This window comes from Chryseobacterium barbadense (genome assembly GCF_042849955.1).
Classification (GTDB): domain Bacteria; phylum Bacteroidota; class Bacteroidia; order Flavobacteriales; family Weeksellaceae; genus Chryseobacterium.
The window spans coordinates 36,345-61,715 of sequence record NZ_BAAFHL010000016.1; the positions used below are offsets into that span (position 1 = coordinate 36,345).

The window sequence follows — 25,371 nt, forward strand, 5'->3', positions numbered from 1 at the left end:
TGGTAGAAAGCAAATAATTTATATATTTGCACCACCAAAACGGCGAGGTAGCTCAGGTGGTTAGAGCGTTGGATTCATAACCCAAAGGTCACGGGTTCAAATCCCGTCTTCGCTACAATAACAAACCGCAACAATTAATTTGTTGCGGTTTATTTTTTATGATATTTGCTTACGCTTCTAGCTTTGATATCCAAGCAGTTTTCTGATCTGGTAGAAGAATCTGTCTATCAGCCTTAAATCCTGAGTCACAATATCCGCATTACCTTTTAGTTCTTTATCAAAAGGAAGCATTTTATTATAGCTCGTTTTAAGCCCTTTGGGAAGTATGACATCTACATAATAGTTTCCATCTTTATCCGGAGAAAGGGAAATGTTTTGTACTTTGCCCTCTACAATACCGTATTCCTGGTAGCGGTAGTTATCGAGCTTGATTAAGACTTTTTCCCCGGGAGTGATTTTTCCTGAATTGGTAGCAGGAACAGACATCCGTCCCACTAAGGTTTCTTTATTTTTCGGTAAGATGGATAAGATGGCATCTCCGGTCTTTACAAACTGGTTTTCTCCAAAGAATTGCTGAAAACTGGCAAGACCATCTATAGAAGAAATTACCAGGTAATTCTGTTCCCACTGTTTCAGTGATTTTCTTAGCTGTTCAAATAGCTGCAGGGTTTGTGAAGAGTAAGTGATTTTATCTTTTTCGCTGTTAATAGCTGTTCCGCTTTTTGTCTTATTAAGATTGGAAATGCTTTCTTCAATCTGAGATAAGGAAATTTTGATATTTTCAACGCTTTGTTGAGCCTGAAGATATTTTATTTTTTCATTTTCTAACTCAACAGCAGAAATTACCCCTTGATTATAAAGATCCTGTGTACGTCTATAGCTTTTCTTAGTTAATTCATATTTGGCCAGTTCCAGTTTTTTTTGCTGCTGTAAAGTAGCAATTCGTACCCGATATTCAGAAAGACTTTGATTAGCTGCTAAGTTTTCCGGAGCATAAGGTTGTAATCTTGTGAAGAGTTCTTCATCTTGGAATGCTTTGGCAAAATTATTATAATCTCCCTGCAATTCGCCCAGCTTGAATCGTGATGTTTCACGGATGGGAAAGGTTTGCAGTTGATCGGGAGTAAGAGAATCTACAAGCTTTTTTAATTCTAAAACATCTTTATAATTGGCGGCAGACTGCATCACCATAAGAATTTGGTTTTTCCTGACTTCCTGATGATTTTTAATGAATATTTTTTCAATTTTAGAATTCGTTCTGGCTTCCAGTTTTTCCGGTGGATTTTGAGAGGTTACAATAATGGGAGCCGGTACAAATTCAGGATACTTTATAACATAGCTCATAGCGAGGATGAGTAAGAGAATGATGAATATAATGGTATTTCCCCAACGAATCATCCAGTGTGGTGGCTGTGTGAGAATATCCTGTACACTTTCAGAGCGAAGTTCTATATTATCTAAAATATCTTTTTCCATGTGAAATTTAAGGGTGAAAATCAAAATCCCCAAGATGAGGATTTTGATTGAATTTTAAAATGATTACAAAGGTAATTTGTAACTGCAGTTCGGATGGTTTCCCGGCTCAACACCTGGTATTACTTCTCCTCCGGGGCAATACTGGTTACATGCATTCCAGGTCTTTGTGCCATTGATATAGCAAAAGCAATTGCAAGGAGAGGGTTGTACGGGACCAGCTCCGTAAACATCCTTTAAATGATGTCTTGAAATTTTCTTTAGGGTTTTCATAATTGATTGTTTTTATAAATTGTTATAAAAACAAACCCTTTCTTCAGAAATGCAGCTTTGTGTATACTTGCACCAGTAATAACCACTTGAACATACTAATCCTGAGCCCTTAATTTCTTTCAGCTCAGCTTTTGAGATTTTTTTTAGATTTTTCATAATTAAAACATTTTGAATGGGTTAAGGAAATAAATTTATAAAAATATATTTTAGTTACCTAATTCTAACTGATTTTTTACTAACCTGTAGTATTCTCCTTTTAAAGCAACCAATTCCGCATGATTTCCTTCTTCAACCACTTTTCCTTTATCCAGAACAATAATCTTATCAGCATGTTTCACCGTTGAAAGTCGGTGAGCAATAACAATAGCGGTTTTTCCTTTAAAAAACTGTTCAAGGTTTTCCATGATAATTTTTTCGTTGTTGGCATCCAAAGCACTGGTGGCTTCATCAAAGAAGATATATTCAGGAGATTTGTAAACTGCCCTTGCAATAAACAGCCTTTGTTTCTGTCCGCCACTTACACCAATTCCTTCATTTCCGATTTTCGTATTATAGCTTAATGGAAGACCCTCAATGAAGTCTTTTATATTAGCAATTTCTACAGCTTTCCTTAGTTTTTGCTTATCTACATAATCTTCACCTACTGCAATATTATTGGCAATGGTATCATTGAAAACATATCCTTCCTGCATTACCACGCCACAGTGATCTCTCCAGTTTCTCGGTGAAATGTTTTTAAGCCTTGTGTTGGCAATTTTAATATCCCCTTCATTGGGCTCATAAAATTTCATCAATAATTTTAAAAGAGTGGTTTTGCCACTTCCACTGGCACCTACAATAGCAGTGGTTTTCTGATAAGGAATAGTTAGGTTCAGGTTTTCAAAGACAAATACATCCGAACCTATATAGCGGAATGAAACATTTTCGATTTCAATATCTCTTTTAGGAATTTCAGAAACATACTGCTCATCCTTATTTTCTTCATCTTCCTTATCATGGATTTCACCTAATCTTTCAAGGGAAATTTTAGCGTCCTGAGTTTGCTTGATAAAATCGATAAGCTGAAGCAGCGGACTGTTAAGCTGCCCGATGATATATTGTACGGAAAGCATCATCCCCAATGTAAGATTACCAGTCAAAACCAGTTTCGCTGATAGAAAACTTACCAGGATATCTTTCATCTGATTGATGAAGTTACCTCCTACAGATTGCCACTGTTCCAGAGAAAGAGATTTAATCCTTATTTTAAACAACTTGACCTGCAAAAACTCCCAATCCCAGCGTTTTTGCTTTTCGGCATTATGCATTTTAATTTCCTGCATTCCATTGATCAGCTCAATGACCTTACTTTGCTCTTGAGAGACCTGGGAAAATCTTTTATAATCCAGTTCTTTTCTCTTTTTGAGGAAGAAACTGATCCATCCCACGTATAGAATTGCTCCAACCAGATAAACAAGGAACAATCTGTAATCATAGAATAAGAGAACAATGCTGAAAATAATTAAATTGACAAGTGAGAATAGCGTATTCAAAGAAGAGCTGGTAAGAAGTTGCTCGATCCTGTGATGGTCATTAATTCTCTGCATAATATCTCCGGTCATCCTGGTATCAAAAAAGCTGATGGGCAACTTCATTAGTTTAATGAAAAAATCGGAAATGATAGAAATATTGATTCTTGCCGAAAGGTGGAGCAGGATCCAGCTTCTGATCACTTCAATTCCCATCCGTCCTATAAAGAGCATAATTTGAGCTAAAAGAACCAGATAGATAAAGTTCAGATCCTGGTTCTGTATTCCGACGTCCACAATGCTCTGGGTAAGGAAAGGAAATATCAGAGATAGCAAACTTCCTGCAAGAAGTCCAACTGCAAGTTGGATAACAAGTGATTTGTATTTCAGCAAATACTTGGAAAGAAAAGTAAAACTTGCTTTGCTTTCTACATCGTCAAATTCTGTTTGAAAGAAAGCAGGAGTTGTTTCAAGAATCAAAACAATTCCTTCTTCCGTATTTTCATTTGCATTTTCGCCAATCCAGGCTCTAATGAATTCTTCCCGGGTATAAGTAATAAGACCATAGCTCGGGTCAGAAATATAAACTTTGTTATTTTTATCAATTTTGTAGACAACCACGAAATGATTTTTGTTCCAGTGAACAATGCAGGGAAAAGGAACTTCTTCCGCAAGAGTATTGAAATCTACCTGAACGCCTAATGAGCGGAAACCCAAATCTTCTGCTGCATCGCTTAAACCTAGCAAGCTGCTGCCTTCCCTTGTTGTTTCAGACAGGTTTCGGATTTGTTGCAGGGAGATACTTTTGCCATAATATTTGCTGACAATTCGAAGACAGGTAGGGCCACAGTCCTTGGTATCGGGTTGTTTATAAAAAGGAAATTTTTTCAAAACGTATATTCATTTAAAAAGTCGCCAAAAAATATGACGACATTTCTAATTTAATAAAATTTGATTAAACTTTTACACATCTATTATAGGTAGCACCATTTATTGCAGGCATTTACACAAAATAAACCATCCGGATCCGGTGGACATTGGGTGGTTTTCGGGATGCAATAGGTTGCAGAAGCTTGAGTCTGAGCGCATTCTATAGTAATTCCTCCTTTGATATTTTTGAGATTCTCTCTGGTAATTTTTTTAAGATTTTTCATAGTGATTGTGGTATTAATGTTCGTTTTGTACAAGTTTTCTGTTCCTATTTAGGAACATTGCGTAGCCATTTGCTCCGGAGTTCTGCAAAGTCCGTCAAAAGGACCGCCGTTTAGACAGCATACGGAAGTCCCCGGGCAATAATAATCATCAACTCTGCAGGCAATACCTCCTGCTACTGTTTTTAATTGATTTCTGTTGAGTTTCTTTAGATTTTTCATAAGATATTTTTGATAAGTGTATTTTGTGTATTTGTAATTTTTCCTAAGATAGTGAATTTTTATGTAGGTCTATACATAATTTATAATTCCTCATCCTCCATTAATTCATCAATAAAATACCAGATATCTTCACGGTCATATTTTTCAGGGAATTGATAACCGTTGATGATGAATACAGGGGTGAAATTGATTCCCGCATTGCTGTTTTCTTCCCCGATTTGTATTAAAGGAGCCAGATCTTCCTGAGAAGCTGATCCCGCCAGTTCTTTGATTTTATTTTCATCTTTATATTCAAACCAGTTTTCTACGGCATTCAGGAATTCTTTTTCAGATTTGTTTTTATAGATACTGAAAAGGTCGGAAACTAATGCCGTATATTTCTCGTTAGCTTTTTCTGAAGTATAATTGAATCTGATCTGAACAGAAATCTCATCAGAATACTTTTTAAGAAGTCCTTCCAGAATTTCATGTGCTCCTTTACAGAAACCACAATATGGGTTGGAAACGACAGCGATATGCAGTTTGCCATTTTTATTTCCTAATGATAAGGTCTGGTTATCTGTAAAGTAAACTTTTTCTTTTTCTAAAAGCTCTCGTTTAAACAACTCGTAATTTCTTTTGAATCTCAGGTTTTTTGCATTAGACTTTTTTAAATCTTCTTTATCCGTAAGGAGCTTATTCAGAGAAAGCACAGCAGAAAATACAGTAAGCCATAAAATAGCCGTTAATAAAAGAGTTGGAACGCTGAAAAATAAATGATCGAAAAATAAAAAGCTGATCAGTAATTGTGCTGTAAGAAGAGCTATAATTAAAAGACAAACTCTGCAAAATGTTTTTTCTACAAATGCCTGAATGTATAATGAATACCCGATAGCTAAAACGGAAACCAAAGTGAATCCTTTAATAATAAATGCGGTCGACGGTAAGAATAAGCTCAGAATTGAAATCCCAACGAAATAAATTAAAGAAAGGTCGGAAAATTTTAATCCTAATAAGCTCGTTTTGTCCTGGGTAATAATTTTGTCACAAGAATTTACGGTCTGCTGTGCAGAAGTATCACCACAGATACTGCCGATAACAGAAGAAGTATTTCCGAATTTCTGATTGAAAATCTCCAATGAGATATAAACACCTATTAAGGATAAAAGTGTGAAAACGGTTTCAAACCATGCCAGATTGATAATCGAATAAACTACAATAAGACCAAAAACTGCATAAACAAAAGGCTTGAAATTACTGATTGATCTATGCTCAGATTTTTCATCCTTTTCAAAAAGAAGTACAAAATCCGCAGATTTTTTATGCAGCTCATCGCGGTTGAATGTTTTAGCCTTGTCAGAATAAACAGAATAGCTATTTCCCGATTTTTTTACTAATGAGAAAGAATTTTCTACAATGGCAATAAATTCTTCAGGCAACTCATCCCAATATTCTTTGTCAAGTTCATAAGCATCATTCCTTACGCCCATGAAATTTAACGTATCGCTAAAAGCCAATGCAGAAGGGTAATTCGGATGTGAATTGAATTGGAAAAGAAATTCCTGCTTGTCAAGTTTAAGATAGTTAATGAGTTTATCAAAAGTCATGTTGATTTTTTAAACTAAAATACGGAGATGTTTTAAAAAAACAAATATTTTTTCATTTTAGGGTGAGATATTTGTAGTAATCTGATTTGCAGAAGGAATTTATAATTAAATTTGTCTCTTTAAGGGAAAAATATAGATTCCTTCATGATAAAATCGTAACATAATATGATTTTAGTTGATTGAATTTGCCAAAATCTGTTTAATATGAAACTAAAATTAACCATTGTAACCTTATTTTTTATCAATCTTTTTTCTGCTCAAAAATTCTTTTGGCCTAAAGTGGCTATATCTGATTCTGCTGCTCTTGAAAAAAATATTTCTTCCATCGCCTCCAAAATTTCGGAGAATTATAAAAAACCTAAAAGATTGGATTCCCTGGAAAGATCTTTTAAATTTGATATTCTGGCTGGTAACTACAAAAAATCAATAGCAACAATACAAGCCTATCGTGAAGCTTTTGCAGATAAAAACAGCGCAGCAACCAAATTCATCAATTATGAACTCTATGCGATGGCTAAAGACATTGAGAAAAATGAGAAAACTGATTTTTCAAAAGCGCTACATAAGGCATTTGATATCAAATATGCAGCTTTGCCGGATAAATATTCATTCCGTATTGCCGATGTATTTGCTGAAAATACCTTGACCAGAAAAGACAAATTCAAAAAAACGCTTGAATCTTTAAAGAGTGACAGTATCAATATTGCTTCAGCAACAGGCTTAGGGTTCAGTTATCTGGACTACAAAACAACGTTAGGTATCCAGCAACGGGTAAAAAGTTTACTGGCAGAGAAAGAAAAGGAAAAATATATGGTAGAGACTCGGGATTTTAAAACCCGGAAAGGAGGAATGGTAAGTATAACAGTAACAAGAGGCCGTAATAATAAACAGCCTTTACCTGCCATATTAACGAATAATATATATGCCGGAAATTATGATGGTGCACTAGGTAAAAGGGCAGTAGCTTATGATTATGTAGGAGTGGTAGTTAATATAAGAGGAAAAAGAACCAGTACAGATGAAATCGAACCCTTTGAGCATGAAGCAGATGATCTGTATGATGTTATTGACTGGGTAAGTAAGCAAAGCTGGTGTAACGGTAAGGTTGGAATGATCGGTGGGAGTTATTTAGGCTTCAGTCAATGGGCAGCTACTAAAAAAATGCATCCGGCTTTAAAGACGGTTGTTCCCCAGGTTGCTGTAGGAATTGGAATAGATTACCCGATGACCAATAATGTATTTATGAGCTATATGCTTCAGTGGATCTCCTATGTTACTACCAATAATCTGACTGATGAAGATGGTTTCAGGAATTATAAAAAATGGGATTCTGTGAATACGGCATGGTACAAAAGCGGAAAGTCATTCAGGACGCTGGATGCTTTTGAAGGAAAGAAAAATAAAATATTTCAACGCTGGCTGGACCACCCGGGTTATGATAAATTTTGGAAAAGTATGGTTCCTTATAAAAAGGAATTTAGAAAAATTAATATTCCCGTACTTACTACTACCGGATTTTATGATGCAGATCAGTTAGGAGCTTTATATTATTTCAAGGAATATCATAAATATCATCATAATCCCAATCATTATATGATCATTGGTCCTTATGACCATGGTGGAGCTCAAAGCTATGCAACTAATGTATTAAGAGGATATACCGTAGATCAGGCGGCGAGAATCAACATCAGTGACCTGGCTTTTTCTTGGTTCGATTATGTGATGAAAAACGGAAAGAAACCGGAACTCTTGAAAGATAAAGTGAATGTTCAGATTATGGATACCAATGAGTGGAAACATTTTCCAAGTCTTGAAGCAAGCCATAATAATACACTGAAGCTTTATTTTACTAAAACTTCTGATTCTACACAGTTATTGTCAAAAGAAAAACCCGTAAAGACTGATTTTATAAAACAAATCATAGATTTTAAAGACAGAAATAATAAGAAGGTCTATTATAAATATAGCAAAAGTGATAGCCTTATGGCCAACAATGTGGTGATATATCAGACCCCTGTTTTAGATAAGGATATTATTCTCAACGGAGCATTCACAGCAAAATTGAAAGCGGAGATCAATAAAAAAGATATGGATATCATCATGTCCCTCATCCAGATTCAGCCGGATAATGAGGCTTTTTATCTGTCTGATTATTTAGGGAGAGCCAGCTATACAAAGAACCGCGAGAAAAGGCACCTTTTAAAGCCCGGTAAAATAGAAGCCATTTCTATTAATAATTCTACTTTCGTAGGAAAAAAGATTCCGAAAGGAAGCCGGCTGATTGTATTACTGGGAATTAATAAAACTCCGGAATATCAGATCAATTATGGAAGCGGAAAAGACGTGAGTGATGAGACTATTGCTGATGCTAAAGAGCCTTTAGAAATAAAATGGTTTACAGATAGCTATATTGAATTACCAATAATACAATAAAAGAGTCAATTTTAATCAAAAGTTAGAGTAGTCAAACAAATATTTTGAAATTTTCCTGAAAAAATAAGGTGAGATTTCGGAATTACTATATTTTTAAACAAATGTTTGATTTTGTAGATGAATTAAGTTAAAAACAGAACAAAAATATGAATACTGTATCAGTTTAATGCTTTATAAATAAGTCATTTAAGGGTGACTAAACTCAAGAAAACATAAAAAATCTTAAAGTTTTCTTAAAGTTTTAAAAAAGGCTGAAAATGTTTTTGTATTTCTAAAATATGTTGTACTTTTACATCGCCTTGAATGAGGGAACAAGTCAAGGTAATAAATTTTTTTTCATCATTTGTGTTTTTAGAATCGTATCGCCTGGTACGATTCTTTTGTTTATAATCAATTTTCGTAATTCAATAGCAAATCGATGAAGTAAGAATAAGTAATGGAGCCTTCCTGCTGATTGCTTTTTAAAAAGAGATTATTCGTTATCCCGAAAAAATCATCCAGCCATCCCTGATGTTTCAACATAAAACTTTTTTCATATAACGTGTGTCTTTTCATACCCGGAGAATAATTGGCAAGAACTGACTTTACAAACTGGGGATCTTCTTCAACAATAAAGCGTAAAAGACTTTTTAAAGTGAAATATTCGGTACTGTATCGCAGCTCTATATTTTCAGAATTCACCCCCATCAGATACCCGATAAAATTGGCTTCCTGCTCTCTGGCAAAACCCAGCTGGTGAGAACTTTCATGTGCAGTGGTAAAAGGAATGAATGTGGATGGAAGTTCGGCATTATACTGCGCTTCGGCAGTAAATGGATTATAATAACCCAAAATGCCTGTAAAGCTCATTACATTTTTGAAAATGCTGGGCTTAAAAGAATTGATCTGTGGGGCCCTTTTATCTGAAAGATATTTCGGGAGCTTTCGCTGCCGGGAAAGAATTTCCTTTTGAACCGCCTGTAAATCGGTTACCACAAAAACCCCGTTTTTATCTTCTTTAACCAACTGTCGGGTGATTTTACATTTGTCAAGATATCGCAAAGCCAGTATTTTGGCTTTATTCAGATCCGGCTTATTTTGCTGTGAAAGTTTTTTAATCACAGGAGTCTGAAAATAAAGCATTCCCCAGAAGATCTGGTAAATAAAATAAAAAATATTGATGATCAAAAGAAGCTTTACAACAGCTGTATTTCTTCTTTTTTTCTTAAACGATTGAATCAGATAATATAAAATAGCAATTCCCAGAATCACATACAGAGTATCTCCTAAAGAAAACGGAACCCATGCAAATATTGTCTGATGAATCCATTTTTGAAGTTCAAAGAAGCTTTCAAAAAAGGAAATCATAATTTCTGATTTTGAGAAGATATAGAACAAAAGAATTTGGACAACTAAAATAGCTGCCCAAAATCTTTTTTTCTTATATAGTTTCATTGTATTAGTGTCCACTGCTAGAGCTTTCTTCGCTTAATACAACCCCTTGTTTCTTCAAGATTTTCGGAGTGACAAATCCGTAAAATGCTAAATACAGGAAGCAGAATGCCGGAATAATGTATGAGAAGTGAGTATATGTGATTCCCATAATTCCGCTTGGGTCAGCTTTGTCAAAGTCACAGATCCATCCCTGTAATAATGGAATGATTCCACCGCCTAAAATCATCATGATCAGGAAAGAAGAAGCTTTCCCTGTATTTTTTCCTAAACCTGCAATCGCTAAATCGAAAATAGACGGCCACATGATAGAACAGAATAATCCACCGGAAATGAAGAAATATTTGGCAATTTCTTTATCAGGATAGATCAGGCCTAAAAGCATCATCACAATTCCTGCAATTCCAAAAAGCATGAGAGACTTTCCGGCATTTTTTCCTCCAAGAAAACTCATTAAGATGAAAATAATGATCCAGATCGGGTAAATATAGAATGCAGAAACATCTTTACCACTTAAAGTGTTTGCCACTAAAATAATTCCGAATGCAATGAAAGGAACTACAAATTTTAAAATCAGGTTGGTAGTTTTGGAGGTGTTAAAAACGTTGATCCCTCCATTCCATCTACCAATCATCAGACTCCCCCAATATAAAGAAACGAAAGGCGCAATATTGTGTTCCAGAACATTTCCGAATTCGTGCGTGTGAAGCAGAGCAGGAAGGTTACTGATAATAGAAACTTCAACTCCTACATAAATAAAGATGGCAATCATTCCCAGAACCAGCTGAGGATATTTAAATAAGTTGAATTTTTCCTCTCCGGCCTCGATTTTCTTCTCTTCCGTTTTTGCAGGATCTTCTATCTTAGAAAACAGCATGAAAATGGCTACTAAAATAAAAGCAACCCCTAATATAATGAAAGGTAATTTTACGTCATCTAAAGAAAGTTCTGTATGCTCGCTTCCAGTCCCGAAGAGAGCGATTCCTAATAAGATAGGCCCGATAGTGGTTCCCAATGAATTGATTCCTCCGGCAAGCGTTAATCTGTGTGCACCTGTATTCGGGCTACCCATTTTAATCGCTAAAGGATTGGCTACGATTTGCTGAACCGAGAATCCTAAACCTACAATAAATAATGCGGTTAAGAAAAACCAGAAGTTTTGGGAAGTAGCAGCCGGCACAAATAAAAATGCACCTACTGCGGAAATAATCAATCCTGCAGATAATGTTTTTTTGTAACCGAATTTTTGCAGGATATCACTTTTTAGGGAAATGATAAAGAATATAAGAGACCCCACAAAGTAAGCCACATAAAATGCCCACGCTACCAATTGGGATTGTACCTGCGAAAGTGTAAAACTTTTTTTGAAAACGGGGATCAGAATGTCATTACTTGCCGCAACAAACCCCCAGAAGAAAAATACAATAACCAATGATATAAATTGAGACCATTTGGTTTGCTCGTTGTGATGTTCCATATAAACTTTATAGTTTTTTTACAGTTAGTTTAAACAAATATAATTATTTCTTTTAAAAAGAATGATTTGTTAAAGTATTTTTTATTGTCTCAAAGGCAGACATTCTTAAATCCTTAGGAAAATCAGAAGGTTCAATAATATCATTGAAGTATACTTTTACTTTGCCGGGATGTCCTTTCGAATTGTCAAACGGGAACATTTCCTTTAACCCGACAAAAGTAAATACAGCGATAGGGGATTGATGCTTGGAAGACAAAATGAAAGCTCCGTCTTTAAAATCATCCAGCATAATAGAAGTATCATCGGGAACGCCTCCTTCTGGAAAGATCACAATGCTGTTGCCTTCCTCCATCTTTTCCGCACATCTTCTGTACACATCAGCACGGCTTCTGGCACTGCTTCGGTCTACCATTACACATATCCTTTTATATATGGTACCGAAAATCGGGATTCTTACCAGTTCCTTTTTTCCTACATAGCAAAGTGGATGGTGAGGAAATAAAATGCAGGGAAGCATAATATCCATTATGGAAGTATGATTGGAGATCACTACATACTGCTGGTTCCTGTCGATCTTTTTATTCGTCAGGTTGATCAGCTCATAGCGCATTCCCATTCCGTAAAACATTCCGTAGCACCAGATCCGGATGAATTGGTAGGCATATTTATAATGTCTTTTGCTGAAAGACAGGATATAAACGGGTATTCCTAAAATGATCGTTAATACAAAAGCCAATACCAACAACCAGAACCTCCAGAGATAATTTAGAATCTTTACCACAAATCAACCATTAAAAATTATTTTCTTTTTTACCGAATAATTAAGAACGGAAACCAATAAGATGGCAGCAATCTTGCTGATCATTTCCGGGCTTAAGGTATAAAAAATTAAATCGATATTATCTTTAAATATATAACTATAGAATATCTGGAAGAAAGCAAGGCTTAGCAAAGTGGAAATAAAAGATACTGCCATAAAATAAGCAAACTCTCTTCTTTTAGAGTGCTTTCCTCTTTCAAAAACAAACCAGATGCTTAAGAAATAATTGGTGATGATTCCACAGCTGGTAGAGAAAATATTACTTAAAGGATAATGAATGCCATGAAAATCTGTTTCCTGAGAAATAAGTTGAGGAAGATAGGTGCTGAAGATTTTAAAACTTCCGATCTCCACAACAGCACTGAGCCCTCCCGCAATAATGAAGAATAATATTTGTTTCTGGCGTATTAGTAATTCTCTCATTCAAGTGATATGATGTGCAAATTTATAACTATATGTTAAACAGTAAAAAAAGTTGTTAAATATTTTTTCAGATTCAAAATTATTTCTAAATTTAATTTTCAGAATGATGTAAAATATACCTGATAATAAATTCATTTTCAACTATTTGTGTTGATGGTTTTTTCTATCTTGTAAGCGTGTTTGAACGTACTACCAGACCTTTTTTGTAACCCTTTTATATTACTATTTGTATGAAACGTCAAAACAAATACAGAAAATTCCAGCTCCAGCAAAAAAATATTGAAGCTCTGGAAAGAGAGAACTCCCGCTTCAAACGGGTATATTCAGAGTATGAAAATATGTCCGACGAACTTTGGAACCTGGAAAATTCCAAAGGCGAACCTGTTCCCGATGATTTTATTAATGCCATGATCCTTCAGACCTCCTATCTTGAAGACGAAATAGAAGACTGGCTGATCCAATTCAACAAAGAAAAAACTGATATAAAACATTCATAAAGCTTCCGAAGGGTTTGGTAAGCTCTTTTTTCAAGATAAATTCATAATTTAGCATCCTTAAATTAAAATGTAAAATATGGTTGCTATTGTTGATAGTGGTTCTACCAAGACAGATTGGGTAATATTGGATGATTTCAAAAAAGTTTTTCTAAAAACGGAAACCATAGGATTTAATCCCAATTTCATCAACAAAGAACTTATTGCTCCGGAAATAGAAAAGAATAATAGTTTAGCCAGCGTTAAAAACTCTATTACGAGAATTTTTTTCTATGGCTCGGGCTGTGGAATCCAGAAAAATTGTGAAACCATAGAAGAAGAATTAAGTAAAGTCTTCGGAAATGCATCGATCACAGTGAAGGAAGATCTTATGGCTGCAGCCTATGCGGCATACGACGGAAAGCCCGCCATTGTATGCATTATGGGAACAGGCTCTAACTCTTGTTATTTTGACGGCAATAAACTAAAAATAAAATTACCTTCATTAGGGTTCCTTATGGGAGATGAAGGAAGCGGAAGTGCTATTGGGAAACAACTGGTACGCAGATATTTTATGCAAAAACTTCCGGAAGATCTTCACCGTGAATTTGAAGAGACTTATCAGCTAACGATTGATGAAGCTTTAAAAAACATGTATCATACCACCAGGCCCAATGCTTTCTTGGCGAATTTCAATAAATTTGTGGTAGAAAGAAAGGAGCATCCTTACTTTCAACAAATGGTTTTTGATGAAATGATGAATTTCTTCGATTACCAGGTACTTCCTTATGAAGAATCGAAAGATGCTGAAATCAACTTTATCGGTTCCATCGCCTATTATTATGAAAATATCCTGCGTTCTGCTGCAGAAAAGCTCAATTTACATGTGGGGCACGTTGTACAGAAACCTATAGAAAGTTTAGTCAACTACCATATTAAATATATACTTTAATAAAAAACAAAATTTATGTCAAGTAAAACTCACCGCGACGAAAAGAATTTCAATCAGGCCGCGTTAGATTACCATAAAACCGAACCCAAAGGAAAAATTGAAGTAATCCCTTCAAAGCCCCATTCATCCCAAAGAGATCTGTCATTGGCCTACTCTCCCGGAGTAGCGGTTCCGTGTATGGAAATCCATGAAAAGCCCGAAACGGTTTATGATTATACCGGAAAAGGAAACCTGGTAGCTGTAATTTCCAACGGTACAGCGGTTCTTGGGTTGGGTGACATCGGAGCGGAAGCTTCAAAACCGGTAATGGAAGGAAAAGGTCTGTTATTTAAGATCTTTGCAGACATCAATGTTTTTGATATTGAAATCAATGAAAAAGATCCGGATAAATTTATTGAAATTGTCAAAGGAATTGCCCCTACTTTTGGCGGAATCAACCTTGAAGATATCAAAGCTCCGGAAGCGTTTTACATTGAACAAAGATTAAAAGAGGAATTGGATATTCCTTTGATGCATGATGACCAACACGGTACTGCTATTATTTCAGCAGCGGCATTGATCAACTCATTGCAGATTGCCAATAAGAAAATTGATGAAGTGAAGATGGTGGTCAATGGAGCAGGAGCTGCCGCTATTGCATGTACCAAGCTTTATGTTGCATTGGGTCTTAAAAAAGAAAATGTCCTGATGTGCGACAGTAAAGGGGTGATCAACCATAAAAGAGAAAACCTTACCCCGGAAAAACTGGATTTCGTTGCCAATACCGATATTGAAACGCTGGAAGATGCGGTAAAAGGATCAGATGTTTTCGTAGGATTGTCCAAAGGAAATGTAATGACACCGGAAATGCTGAACAGCATGAACGAAAACCCGATCGTTTTCGCATTGGCAAACCCGGATCCTGAAATCGCTTATGATCTTGCTGTAGCCACCCGTCCGGATGTGATTATGGCGACCGGAAGAAGTGACTATCCTAACCAAGTGAATAATGTGTTAGGTTTCCCATATATTTTCCGTGGAGCATTGGATGTTCAGGCTAAAGGAATTAATGAAGAAATGAAACTGGCTGCAGTTCATGCCATTGCTGATTTAGCTAAAGAACCTGTTCCTGAAGCCGTGATTTTGGCTTACAATGTTCAGAACTTACAGTTCGGGAGAGAATATTTCATTCCAAAGCCGTTCGATAACAGGTTGATTACCAAAGTTTCGAGTGCGGTGGCAAAAGCGGCTGTTGAAAGCGGTATTGCAAGAAAATCGATTGCTGATTTCGAAGAATATGAAAATCATCTTTTGGATAGAATGGGAAGAGATGAGAAGCTGGTAAGAATGATGCAGAGCCGTGCGAAATCCAATCCGAAAAGAATTACCTTAGGAAATGCTGAGGAATATAACGTATTAAAAGCAGCACAGATTCTTTATGAAGAAGGGATTGCACACCCGATCCTTTTGGGAGAGAAAAAATATATCAAAGAACAGATGGAGCGTTTCGGGATCAACTTAAATGTTCCGATCATCGATCCTAATGATGACGACCAGGAGGAAAACAGAAAAAAATACAGACAAACCCTTTGGAAACTTCGCCAGAGAAAAGGAATGAACGAGTACAAAGCCAAAAGATACGTTCGTCAGAGAGATTATTTCGGACCCTTGATGCTGAAACATGGAGATACAGACGGATTAATCGTAGGTTTCTCTAAAAATTACACATCCGTATTAAGACCGGTTCTTGAAATCATCGAAAAAGATAAAGGAGTAGATAAAGTAGCAGCAATGATGATGATCCTGTCTGAGAAAAAGCCGATTTTCTTTGCAGATACTTCCATCAATCATAATCCAAGTGCCGAAGATCTGGTGAATATTGCTAAAATGGCAGAGTTTACCGTAAAATCTTTCGCTATTGAACCAAGAATTGCCATGCTTGGTTTTGAGAACTTTGCAGCGATTTCGGAAACTTCCAAAAAAGTGGCTAAAGCGGTAAGTATCCTTCATGAAAAATATCCTAAAATGGTGGTAGATGGAGAAATTCAGCCGGATTTTGCGATGAATGCAGATCATTTGAGTGATTATCCGTTCTCAAAACTGGAAACAACTCCTGCAAACACCTTCATCTTCCCGAATCTGGAGAGTGCTAACTTATCCTACAAAATTATCAGAGGAATGAAAGTAGCACAGGTGATAGGACCAATCCTGATGGGATTAAAACAGCCTGTACACGTATTACAGATGCGTTCTAGCGTTGATGAAATCGTGAATCTGGCTACCATTGCCGTTCTTGATGCTCAGAGAAGAGAAAAAAAATAGACTTATTCAGAATAGATATCAAAAGGCTCCATATTTTGGAGTCTTTTTGTTTTATAGGAAATCCTTGAAAACCACATTAGAAATTAAGTTAAAAATCATTCCTGCGTGAAATGAAAATATTAATTAGTTTAAATTACTATATTTGGGAGGTCTTAAAAATTAATATGATATTTTCACTACAAGGTATTGTTCAGGAACTTACCCCTACTTATGCTGTAATCAATGTCAATGGAGTTGGTTATTACGTAGGAATCAGCCTGATGACCTCTCAGAAACTTACATTAAATAAGGAAACTTTTCTCTTTATTCAGCAGATTATCCGTGAGGATGCCCATTTGCTTTTCGGCTTTAACACTCGTTCAGAGAAAGAAATGTTCAATCTGTTAATAAGCGTTAATGGAGTGGGAGCTGTTTCTGCACTCATTTTACTCTCCACTTTAAACCTTGATGAGATCGCTTCTGCCATACTTTCAGGCAATAGCGCGTTGATTCAAAAAGCAAAAGGAATAGGAGCCAAAACAGCAGAAAGAATAATAGTGGATTTGAAGGATAAAGTCCAAAAATTCAGCAATCCGGAGGAAAATATTTCTACATTTGTAAATAATAAAATTAAGGATGAAGCGTTATCTGCATTAGAAGTTTTGGGGATTCCGAAAAGGATGAGTGAAAAGATTGCGGATCGTATAATCAAGCAAAATCCTGATATTTCTGTTGAAGAGTTGGTAAAACAAATTTTAAAAAACATTTAACATTTGGTGGCAAATAATAAGTACCTCAATATATTTTTGTTCCTGTCGTTCTTATGTATGTCAGTAAGCGCATTTGCGCAGGTACGTGACACGGCGATTATAAAAAAAGATTATCAGTTGGCTGATCCTACGCAGTATGAAGCCTATTATGATATCAAAACAGGGATGTACTATGTGTATCCTAAAATTGGGAATACCATCACTGGTCCTCCTACGGCGATGTCCCCGGAAGAATATAAAGAGTTCATGCTCGCCACACAGGCAAGAGCTTACTACAAAGAAAAATCGGACAGGTACAGCCTTCTTTTCAGAAAAGATAAGAGTGACGCCCAGAAAAAAGGATTGCTTCCTTCCTTAACCATTCGTAACAAACTTTTCGAAACCATATTCGGCAGCAACAAAATTGAAATTATTCCTTCAGGATATGCCTCATTTGACTTTGCCGGATTATACCAAAAAATAGACAATCCTTTAATTCTTCCCCAAAACAGGAAGAGTTTTACGTTTGATATAGACCAGAGAATCCAGTTGGGATTATTAGGGAAAGTAGGGGAAAACCTGCAATTGAAAGCCAATTATGATACCCAAAGCGGTTTTGCCTTCGAAAACAGGATGAACCTTGTCTGGCAGGCCAAAGGAAGCTGGAAAGACTTACAGACCAAAGGACTCGGTGACATTAATTCACCCGGAGCCGGTGGCGAAGATAAAATCATAAAAAGAGTTGAATTCGGTAACGTCAATATGCCGCTTTCCACCAGCTTGATCCGTGGTTCACAATCTTTATTCGGGGTTAAAACAGAATTCCAGTTGGGGAAAACCTACGGAACATTAGTCCTTTCCCAACAACAGGGTGAAGCCCGTAATATTGTTGTCCAGGGAGGGGGTGTGATGAGTAACTTTAAAATCAATGCCATTGATTACGAAGATAATCAGCACTACTTTTTGGGGCATTATTTCTTAAATAACTATGACAACGCCTTACTCAACTATCCTCAGATCAATTCCAAGATCAATATTACACGTTTGGAGGTATGGGTGTTGGATCAGGGGAACAGTAATTTAGCCTATCAAAAAAGTATTGTCGGAATCAGGGACTTAGGAGACGGGACTTCGGGACTTCCTGACAACTCACAAAATGGTCTTTACTCAAGCATTTCCACCACTATGGGAACGCCTAGAGATGCGGGAACAAATTATGCCAATTTGCTACAGGGGCAATCATTTCCAAATGCTTCAGGGGCGCCTGAATCTTATGATAACGGTGAACAATTTATTTTCAATAAAAAAGCAAGAAGGTTAAATGCTAATGAATATACCCTTCAGCCACAGTTAGGGTACATTTCCCTAAACCAGAAGTTGAATGATAACCAGCTTTTAGCGGTTTCATACTCTTACACGGTGAACGGGACCAATCAGGTGTATAAAGTAGGGGAATTCTCAGAAGAAAGCCCGGTGTTGGTGACAAAAGTATTAAAGGCTAACAATACCACAAAAATTACTTCGCCAATGTGGAATTTGATGATGAAAAACATCTATCCATTGGATGCCGGTCAGGTAAATCAGGATGGTTTCATTCTGAATGTATTCTATAGAGATGCACAAACAGGTGGTAAAGTAAACTACCTCCCTAACACTCCTGTTCAGGATACAAATCTATTGAAGCTCTTAAACTGGGACCGTCTGAACTTGAATGGCGACCTGCAAAGTAATGGTGGTACAATGGGAGATGGTATTTTTGATTTTGTCAACGGAATCACCATCAGACCGGAAACAGGGAAAATCATCTTTACTAAAGTTCAGCCTTTTGGTAGCTATATGGCAAGTGTTCTGGGTAGTAATAACCCGCAGTATGTATTCAGTGATCTTTATTCTCAGCAGAAACAAGTGGCATCTTCCAATAATCTTGCGCAGCGTTACACCATGGAAGGTCGTTACAAAGGAACACAGGGACAGGGAATTTCCCTTGGAGCTGTAAACGTTCCGCAAGGATCCGTAAAAGTGACCGCCAACGGAGTACAGTTAACCGAAGGGGTTGATTATACCGTTGACTATATGCTGGGAACCGTGACCATCATTAATGAGCAGGTAAAACAATCCGGACAAGCGATCAATATTTCATTAGAAAATCAATTGACATTTAATACCCAGAGAAAAAGATTCTTAGGGTTAAACTTAGAAAGAAGATTCAATGAAAACTTTATTTTAGGAGGAACCATTGTCAATTACTCAGAATCTCCGCTTACCCAAAAAGTAAATTATGGGCAGGAAGCTGTGAATAATACCATGGCGGGAATCAACTTGATGTATAACAATCAGGCTCCTTTCCTGACAAGATTGACAGATAAAATCCCATTGGTCAATACAGAAGCACCTTCCAATGTGAACTTTAAAATGGAGGCTGCCTATTTATTGCCGGGACTTAATAAAGGAACGAATGATCAGTCATACATCGATGATTTTGAACAGACCACTTCCAAAATATCTTTAAAAGAACCAGCTGCATGGAGCCTTGCTTCCAGACCAGAGAAAAATACACAGGCTCCGTTCAACGGATTACCGCCGGATAATGATTTAACGAGTGGTTATGGAAGAGGATTATTATCATGGTATAATATCGATCCAAGATTCTGGGGAGTAGGTGGAAAAGCACCTGCAGGAATTACTCCGCAGTCTGTTTCCAACCACGCGTCAAGAAGAGTACAATATTCGGAAATCTATAATAACAGGGATTTTGTAGCCGGTGAGCAGACCTTCACTAATACATTTGATATTTCCTATTTCCCGTTAGAAAAAGGACCGTATAACGTTAATCCGGGTTCGGAAACACCTTTGCAAAGATGGGGTGGTATTATGAGACCGATCAGTGTATCCAACTTTATCAACTCTAATATTGAATATGTTGAATTCTGGCTAATGGACCCTTATGCAGATGGGGGAACATTAGGATCTAACCCGAGATTATTGTTACAGTTAGGAAACGTATCCGAAGATATCCTGAAAGATGGTTTGATGCAGTATGAGAACGGGTTGCCTACTCCTTCTGTACAGTCATCCACTACCAATTCCAATTGGGGTGTACAGCCGAAGCAGCCGCCGATTCTTTATGCATTCTCAAGCGAAGGTCAGGAAAGAACAGTTCAGGATCTTGGATATGATGGTCTAAGTTCAGACCAGGAAGCCATGAGATTTGGAAATACCTTTGTAAACCCGGTAACCAATATTGCTGACCCGGCTGTAGATGATTTCGTATTTTATATGTCAGATAAATTTACGGGCAGCCAGGCATCTTCAGTGATTCAGCGATACAAATATTTCAGAAATCCGGACGGAAATTCACAAAGCAACTCCCTTGAAGTTTCTTCACAAACTCCGGATGCGGAAGATATCAATAAAGACTACAACCTTGATCAAAGTGAAAACTATAATGAATATGTGGTAAAGCTAGATCCTGCAAGCTTAGTATTAGGCGATAATAATATTGTTGATATCAAAACAGTTCAGGCACAGTTCCAGAATGGAAATACAGCACAGGTAAAATGGTATTTGTTCAGAATCCCGGTCTCAAAATATAATGAACCGGGAGCGGAAGGTGACCACAGTCCTGAGGTATTGAACAATGTAAGATTTGCGAGATTAATGTTAGCAGGATTCGAACAGACATCTACTTTGAGATTCGGTACTATGGACCTGGTAAGATCAGACTGGAGAAGATATCCTAAAAATATTGCAAAGTATAGTAATACTTCTACCACGCCTCCTTCTATACCGGATCCTGCTACGGATGAAGGGAGTGCAGATGTTCTTCCAAATAATTTTGAGATAGGAAGTGTAAATATTGAAGAAAATGCTTTAAACCAGCCACCTTATGTGCTTCCTCCTGGAATTGATAGACAGGTTCTTAGTGGAAATGCAGGGGCACAAAGACAAAATGAAGCATCATTATATTTAAAAGCCACTTCTTTGGCATCTAACGAAGCAAGGGGAGTGTTCAAGAATACGGCACTGGATATGAGAAGATACAAAAAATTAAAACTTTTTGTACACGCTCAGGATCCGGAAAACACAGATTTGAACATAGGGAAGATTGATGAAAAAACGAAGTTCTTTATCCGTTTTGGTAGTGATGCTACAGATAACTATTACGAATATGAAGCTTCTCTGAAGCTTACTCCAAGAACCGCAACTGCTCCAATGGAGATCTGGCCGTTTGAAAATGAAGTGGATTTTGATATTCAGGACTTTGTTGATGCTAAGATCAGAAGAGATAAAAATTCTCCGAACAATATTGCGGAGAGAGTTTTAGATCCTGTTTTTGAAGGTGGTGATACCTTTAAGAAGATCTATATTAAAGGGCGTCCGAGCCTTGGAAATATTACAACCATTATGGTGGGGGTCAGAAATGCACAGGGTAGATTCGGAGGAGCCATAAACAGGGTGCTTTGGATCAATGAAATCCGTCTTTCGGAAATTGAAAACGATGGTGGATATGCAGGAAATGCAAGCTTGAATTTCAATCTTGGAGATTTTGCCACAGTAAATACCAATGCATCATATACATCTGTTGGTTTCGGAAATATTGATTCAAAACCTGCGGAAAGAAATCAGTCGACACAGTCTGCATTCAGTATTAATACAGCCATCAACGTAGATAAATTACTCCCTGAAAAAAGTGGGGTAAAAATTCCTTTAAATTACTCTTATTCGCAAACTATTGAAGATCCGAAGTACAATCCTTTGGATACCGACGTAGAGTTCAAGAAAGCGGCTAACAGAGAGGAGCTTAAAAAAGTAGCCAGAACCTATACTCAGCAAAGAAGTATTGGAGTAGTGAACATGCATAAGGAAAGAGTAAACCAGAATAAGAAACCTAAATTCTACGATATAGAAAACGTTTCGGTGACTGCGGTATATAATGACGATTTTTACAGAGACATCTATACAAAGAGAAATTACAGACAATACTTAAGAGGATATATAGATTATAACTATACATTCAAACCATGGGTAATTAAGCCTTTCAATAAAATGATCAGCGATACGGCTAAGTCTACCAAATATCTGAGATGGATCAAAGAATTCAATATCAATCCGATTCCGACAAGACTGTCTTTCAGAACGGAAGTTGACAGAAATTACAACGAACTTGAATTTAGAAATATTGATGCCATCTTAAGCGGAAACTTTGGAGAAGACTTCGCAGCGATCAAAAACAGAAACTTCTATTTTGGATGGCAGTATGGAGTGGGTTTCAATTTTACAAAATCATTAAAGCTGGATATCAACTCTACTATGAGAACGCTTAATGATAATGTGGATGTAAATACCATGGACAATAATTCGATCTTCGGAAATGTCTTCAGAGCAGGAAGACCGGTATTGTATAATCACAGAGTACAGTTAACCTATAAATTACCATTCCAATATCTTCCTTACCTGGATTTCATTGATGCGGAATTACAATACGGGTTGACCTATAACTGGAATGCAAGATCTACAGCATTACTTTCAAGTCCGGAAGGAAGCTTAGGATCTATTGGACAGAATACTAATGTTATTCAGGCTACGGCTACAGCAGATATTCCTAAGTTCTTTGGGCAGTTTAAATATTTCAAAAATATTTCAACTAAACTTCAGAAACGTAAACAGGAAATCGACTCTTTAAATAATGTATATACCCAGGCTTGGGAAAAGAATAGATATAAATATAAGAAGTATAAGTTCAAAAACAGATTAACACCGCTTCAGAGTATTGCATTCTTTATGACTTCATTCAAGCAGTTGGATATTAATTACTCTGAAAATAACGGTACTGTAATTCCGGGATTATTATCTGCTCCTAACTGGTATGGTTACGGACAGACATTAGGTGGTCCTACTGCCGGATTCTTGTTAGGTTCACAGGCGGATATAAGAAGAACCGTTTTGGAACGGGGATGGGTAAGTACAAGTGATCTCATGACAGACCCTTATGTCCGGATGTCTACCAAAGAATTACGGGCTAATTTACAGGTCGTTCCGATCAATGATTTCAGAATTGATATCAATGCTTTGCATAATTATAACAGAAACTTCTCGCAATCCGGATTCAATAATATCCAAAACCTGAATACCCCGGATCATAACTTTGCATTTGCTAACGATCAGATCACATACTCTAATTCAGTAGTACTTCTTAAAACTTCCTTTAAAGAAGGACAGGCAATTTATCAGGCGATCAGGGAAAATGCCAGAACTATTTCTCAACAACTGGGCGGAACACTGGGCCCTGATGGATTTACCGAAGGACACAGTATTGCCAATGCATATGTACTAATTCCGGCATTCAGAGCAGCAGTAGAAGGAAACTCTCCAAAAGAGATCGGTGACGCTAAAAAAGCAGGGCTACCTATTCCAAACTGGAGAATCACCTATTCAGGATTAAGAAATATTCCGATTATTAACGGACAGTTCTCTAAATTTGATATCTTACATGCTTATAACGCAACCTATACAGCTACGGGAATCCAGTCAAGCATTGATTATTTCAATAGTCTGACCACTGGAAATACACTGGATGTTAATGGCGATTTCTTTAATCCGTTCACATTCTCCCAGGTAGGATACGTAGAATCCTTCTCACCGCTTCTTGGAATAGATGTTACCATGAGAAATAATATGCAGTTCGGGCTACAGTATAACAGAAACAGAATGCTATTGTTAGGATTGGTGAACCATACTCTTACAGAAGATGCCAATACAGAGTATGTAGTAAGAGTAGGATATATCATCCGTAACTTTAGATTAGGAATGACGAATGTAAGAGGAAGAGGTAAGGCTAAAGGAAGTGATCTTAATATCAGAGGAGATTTCTCTCTAAGAGACAGCAAAACAAGCATCACCAATATATTACTGGATGATTCCCAGGTAACGGGTGGGCAGAAATTATTGAACATTAAATTATCTGCGGATTATAACGTTTCAGAAAACCTGAATCTAAGAGTATTCTATGAGCAAATGACCTCGAAATATAAAATCTCAACGGCATTCCCGCTTTCAACAATCAGGGCCGGAATCTCAGCCACATTTACATTTGGAGATTCAGGAGGATTCTAGAATCAGTATAAATTAAATGTCCCTCAAAAATAGAGGGACATTTTTTATATCCAATATTTGAACCTTATAGAATTTTGAATAAATTTGTACAATATAAAAATAGAAAAATGAATACACCATCAGAATTAAAGTACACTAAAGATCACGAATGGATTAAGATCGAAGGGAATACAGCTACTATCGGAATTACAGACTTTGCCCAGGGGGAACTTGGGGATATTGTATATGTAGATGTAGATACTGTAGATGATGAATTAAATGGAGGAGATGTTTTCGGAAGTGTAGAAGCGGTAAAAACTGTTTCAGACTTATTCTTGCCTATTTCAGGAAAAGTAATTGAATTTAATTCAGACTTGGAAGACCAGCCTGAATTATTGAATACTGATCCTTATGGAAACGGTTGGATCATCAAATTGGAAATTACTGATGGTGCAGATCAGTCTGAGCTGCTTTCAGCAGAAGAATACCAGGCTATCATTGGATAAAATTTCAAAAATATTTAGTAAGATTTTGCCCATTTACTGGGCATTTCTTACTTATATGCTCCTCAGACCGGGAGAAGAGAACCATGAATACTGGTTCATGTTCGAGGGGATTGATAAATTTTTGCATGTAAGCATATTCGCAATGCTTGGCTTCTGTTTCATGTCTGCATTTCCCAAAATAAAATTCCTATACTTTTTTCAGATCATTCTTATATATGCTTTCCTCACTGAGATTCTTCAGGAAGAAATGAACTTCGGAAGATCCATGGAAACCTTAGATATAGCAGCAGATACCATAGGTTGTTTGATAGGCTACTATATATATAAATCATTAGTTGAACGCTATTTTTAGTTTCTTTTTGTTTTTCTGTTATTGTGGAAAACTATAAATTTATCTTTAAGTATTTTCATATCAACGTCTTATATGTTATACTTTTCCACGAATATGAAATTTATGTTAAATAGATTTGTTTAGTGAGGTAATAAGTATGTATCTTTGCCCCACTGAAAACGAAAGGAAGT

General features: G+C 36.6%; 19 protein-coding genes and 1 tRNA gene. 9 read left to right on the forward strand and 11 right to left on the reverse strand.

Features of this window, described 5'->3' with window-relative positions; genetic code table 11:
• Positions 1-41: 41 nt before the first annotated feature.
• A tRNA-Met gene (locus ACGHIN_RS08620) sits at positions 42-115 on the forward strand.
• 62 nt (positions 116-177) lie between these two features.
• Here ACGHIN_RS08620 and ACGHIN_RS08625 read toward each other — a convergent pair.
• The 7 genes from ACGHIN_RS08625 to ACGHIN_RS08650 all read right to left on the reverse strand — a co-directional run bounded on the left by ACGHIN_RS08625 (position 178) and on the right by ACGHIN_RS08650 (position 6,213).
• On the reverse strand, positions 178-1,476 hold the full coding sequence (locus ACGHIN_RS08625) for an HlyD family secretion protein (protein WP_390452580.1): 1,299 nt from the start codon (positions 1,474-1,476) through the stop codon (positions 178-180).
• Positions 1,477-1,539: 63 nt separating this feature from the next.
• Entirely contained in the window at positions 1,540-1,746 is a 207-nt protein-coding gene (locus tag ACGHIN_RS08630; RefSeq protein ID WP_390452582.1) for a hypothetical protein, read from the reverse strand.
• A gap of 12 nt (positions 1,747-1,758) precedes the next feature.
• A complete protein-coding gene (locus tag ACGHIN_RS17335) occupies positions 1,759-1,902 on the reverse strand; it encodes a bacteriocin-like protein (protein WP_407936039.1) in 144 nt (47 codons plus the stop codon).
• 50 nt (positions 1,903-1,952) lie between these two features.
• On the reverse strand, positions 1,953-4,145 hold the full coding sequence (locus ACGHIN_RS08635; RefSeq protein WP_390452584.1) for a peptidase domain-containing ABC transporter: 2,193 nt from the start codon (positions 4,143-4,145) through the stop codon (positions 1,953-1,955).
• 83 nt (positions 4,146-4,228) lie between these two features.
• Entirely contained in the window at positions 4,229-4,408 is a 180-nt protein-coding gene (locus tag ACGHIN_RS08640) for a bacteriocin-like protein (protein WP_390452586.1), read from the reverse strand.
• A 48-nt stretch (positions 4,409-4,456) separates the two neighbouring features.
• Positions 4,457-4,627: a bacteriocin-like protein gene (locus tag ACGHIN_RS08645; protein WP_390452588.1), complete on the reverse strand. Its 171-nt coding sequence runs from the start codon at positions 4,625-4,627 to the stop codon at positions 4,457-4,459.
• 80 nt (positions 4,628-4,707) lie between these two features.
• Positions 4,708-6,213, reverse strand: coding sequence for a thioredoxin domain-containing protein (locus tag ACGHIN_RS08650; protein ID WP_390452589.1), 1,506 nt, complete (start codon positions 6,211-6,213; stop codon positions 4,708-4,710).
• A 204-nt stretch (positions 6,214-6,417) separates the two neighbouring features.
• Here ACGHIN_RS08650 and ACGHIN_RS08655 point away from each other — a divergent pair, with 204 nt between their 5' ends.
• Entirely contained in the window at positions 6,418-8,646 is a 2,229-nt protein-coding gene (locus tag ACGHIN_RS08655; protein WP_390452591.1) for a CocE/NonD family hydrolase, read from the forward strand.
• 390 nt (positions 8,647-9,036) lie between these two features.
• Here ACGHIN_RS08655 and ACGHIN_RS08660 read toward each other — a convergent pair whose 3' ends face one another.
• The 4 genes from ACGHIN_RS08660 to ACGHIN_RS08675 all read right to left on the reverse strand — a co-directional run bounded on the left by ACGHIN_RS08660 (position 9,037) and on the right by ACGHIN_RS08675 (position 12,797).
• Positions 9,037-9,993: a DUF3810 domain-containing protein gene (locus ACGHIN_RS08660; protein WP_390452592.1), complete on the reverse strand. Its 957-nt coding sequence runs from the start codon at positions 9,991-9,993 to the stop codon at positions 9,037-9,039.
• Positions 9,994-10,084: 91 nt separating this feature from the next.
• A complete protein-coding gene (locus ACGHIN_RS08665; RefSeq protein WP_390452594.1) occupies positions 10,085-11,554 on the reverse strand; it encodes an MFS transporter in 1,470 nt (489 codons plus the stop codon).
• Between the two features lie 52 nt (positions 11,555-11,606).
• Positions 11,607-12,335 carry a lysophospholipid acyltransferase family protein gene (locus ACGHIN_RS08670; RefSeq protein WP_390452595.1) on the reverse strand — a complete coding sequence of 243 codons (729 nt, stop codon included), beginning with the start codon at positions 12,333-12,335 and terminating at the stop codon, positions 11,607-11,609.
• Between the two features lie 3 nt (positions 12,336-12,338).
• A complete protein-coding gene (locus tag ACGHIN_RS08675; RefSeq protein ID WP_390452596.1) occupies positions 12,339-12,797 on the reverse strand; it encodes a GtrA family protein in 459 nt (152 codons plus the stop codon).
• Positions 12,798-13,027: 230 nt separating this feature from the next.
• On the opposite strand from ACGHIN_RS08675, the gene ACGHIN_RS08680 reads away from it, so the two are divergent.
• The 7 genes from ACGHIN_RS08680 to ACGHIN_RS08710 all read left to right on the forward strand — a co-directional run bounded on the left by ACGHIN_RS08680 (position 13,028) and on the right by ACGHIN_RS08710 (position 25,201).
• The gene (locus tag ACGHIN_RS08680; RefSeq protein WP_390452598.1) at positions 13,028-13,294 is read left to right on the forward strand and encodes a hypothetical protein; all 267 of its coding nucleotides are present in this window, start codon (positions 13,028-13,030) and stop codon (positions 13,292-13,294) included.
• 76 nt (positions 13,295-13,370) lie between these two features.
• Positions 13,371-14,222 carry a BadF/BadG/BcrA/BcrD ATPase family protein gene (locus ACGHIN_RS08685; RefSeq protein WP_390452600.1) on the forward strand — a complete coding sequence of 284 codons (852 nt, stop codon included), beginning with the start codon at positions 13,371-13,373 and terminating at the stop codon, positions 14,220-14,222.
• 15 nt (positions 14,223-14,237) lie between these two features.
• Positions 14,238-16,523 (forward strand): NADP-dependent malic enzyme, encoded by a 2,286-nt coding sequence (locus tag ACGHIN_RS08690; protein WP_390452602.1) that lies wholly within the window; start codon positions 14,238-14,240, stop codon positions 16,521-16,523.
• Between the two features lie 164 nt (positions 16,524-16,687).
• Positions 16,688-17,272, forward strand: a complete 585-nt coding sequence (gene ruvA / locus ACGHIN_RS08695) for a Holliday junction branch migration protein RuvA (RefSeq protein ID WP_390452604.1) — start codon at positions 16,688-16,690, stop codon at positions 17,270-17,272.
• Between the two features lie 57 nt (positions 17,273-17,329).
• Complete coding sequence (gene sov / locus ACGHIN_RS08700; RefSeq protein WP_390452605.1) at positions 17,330-24,364, forward strand: T9SS outer membrane translocon Sov/SprA; 7,035 nt, start codon at positions 17,330-17,332, stop codon at positions 24,362-24,364.
• A 107-nt stretch (positions 24,365-24,471) separates the two neighbouring features.
• Positions 24,472-24,849: a glycine cleavage system protein GcvH gene (gene gcvH / locus ACGHIN_RS08705; protein WP_123263552.1), complete on the forward strand. Its 378-nt coding sequence runs from the start codon at positions 24,472-24,474 to the stop codon at positions 24,847-24,849.
• A gap of 25 nt (positions 24,850-24,874) precedes the next feature.
• On the forward strand, positions 24,875-25,201 hold the full coding sequence (locus tag ACGHIN_RS08710) for a VanZ family protein (RefSeq protein ID WP_390452608.1): 327 nt from the start codon (positions 24,875-24,877) through the stop codon (positions 25,199-25,201).
• Positions 25,202-25,371: the final 170 nt, after the last annotated feature.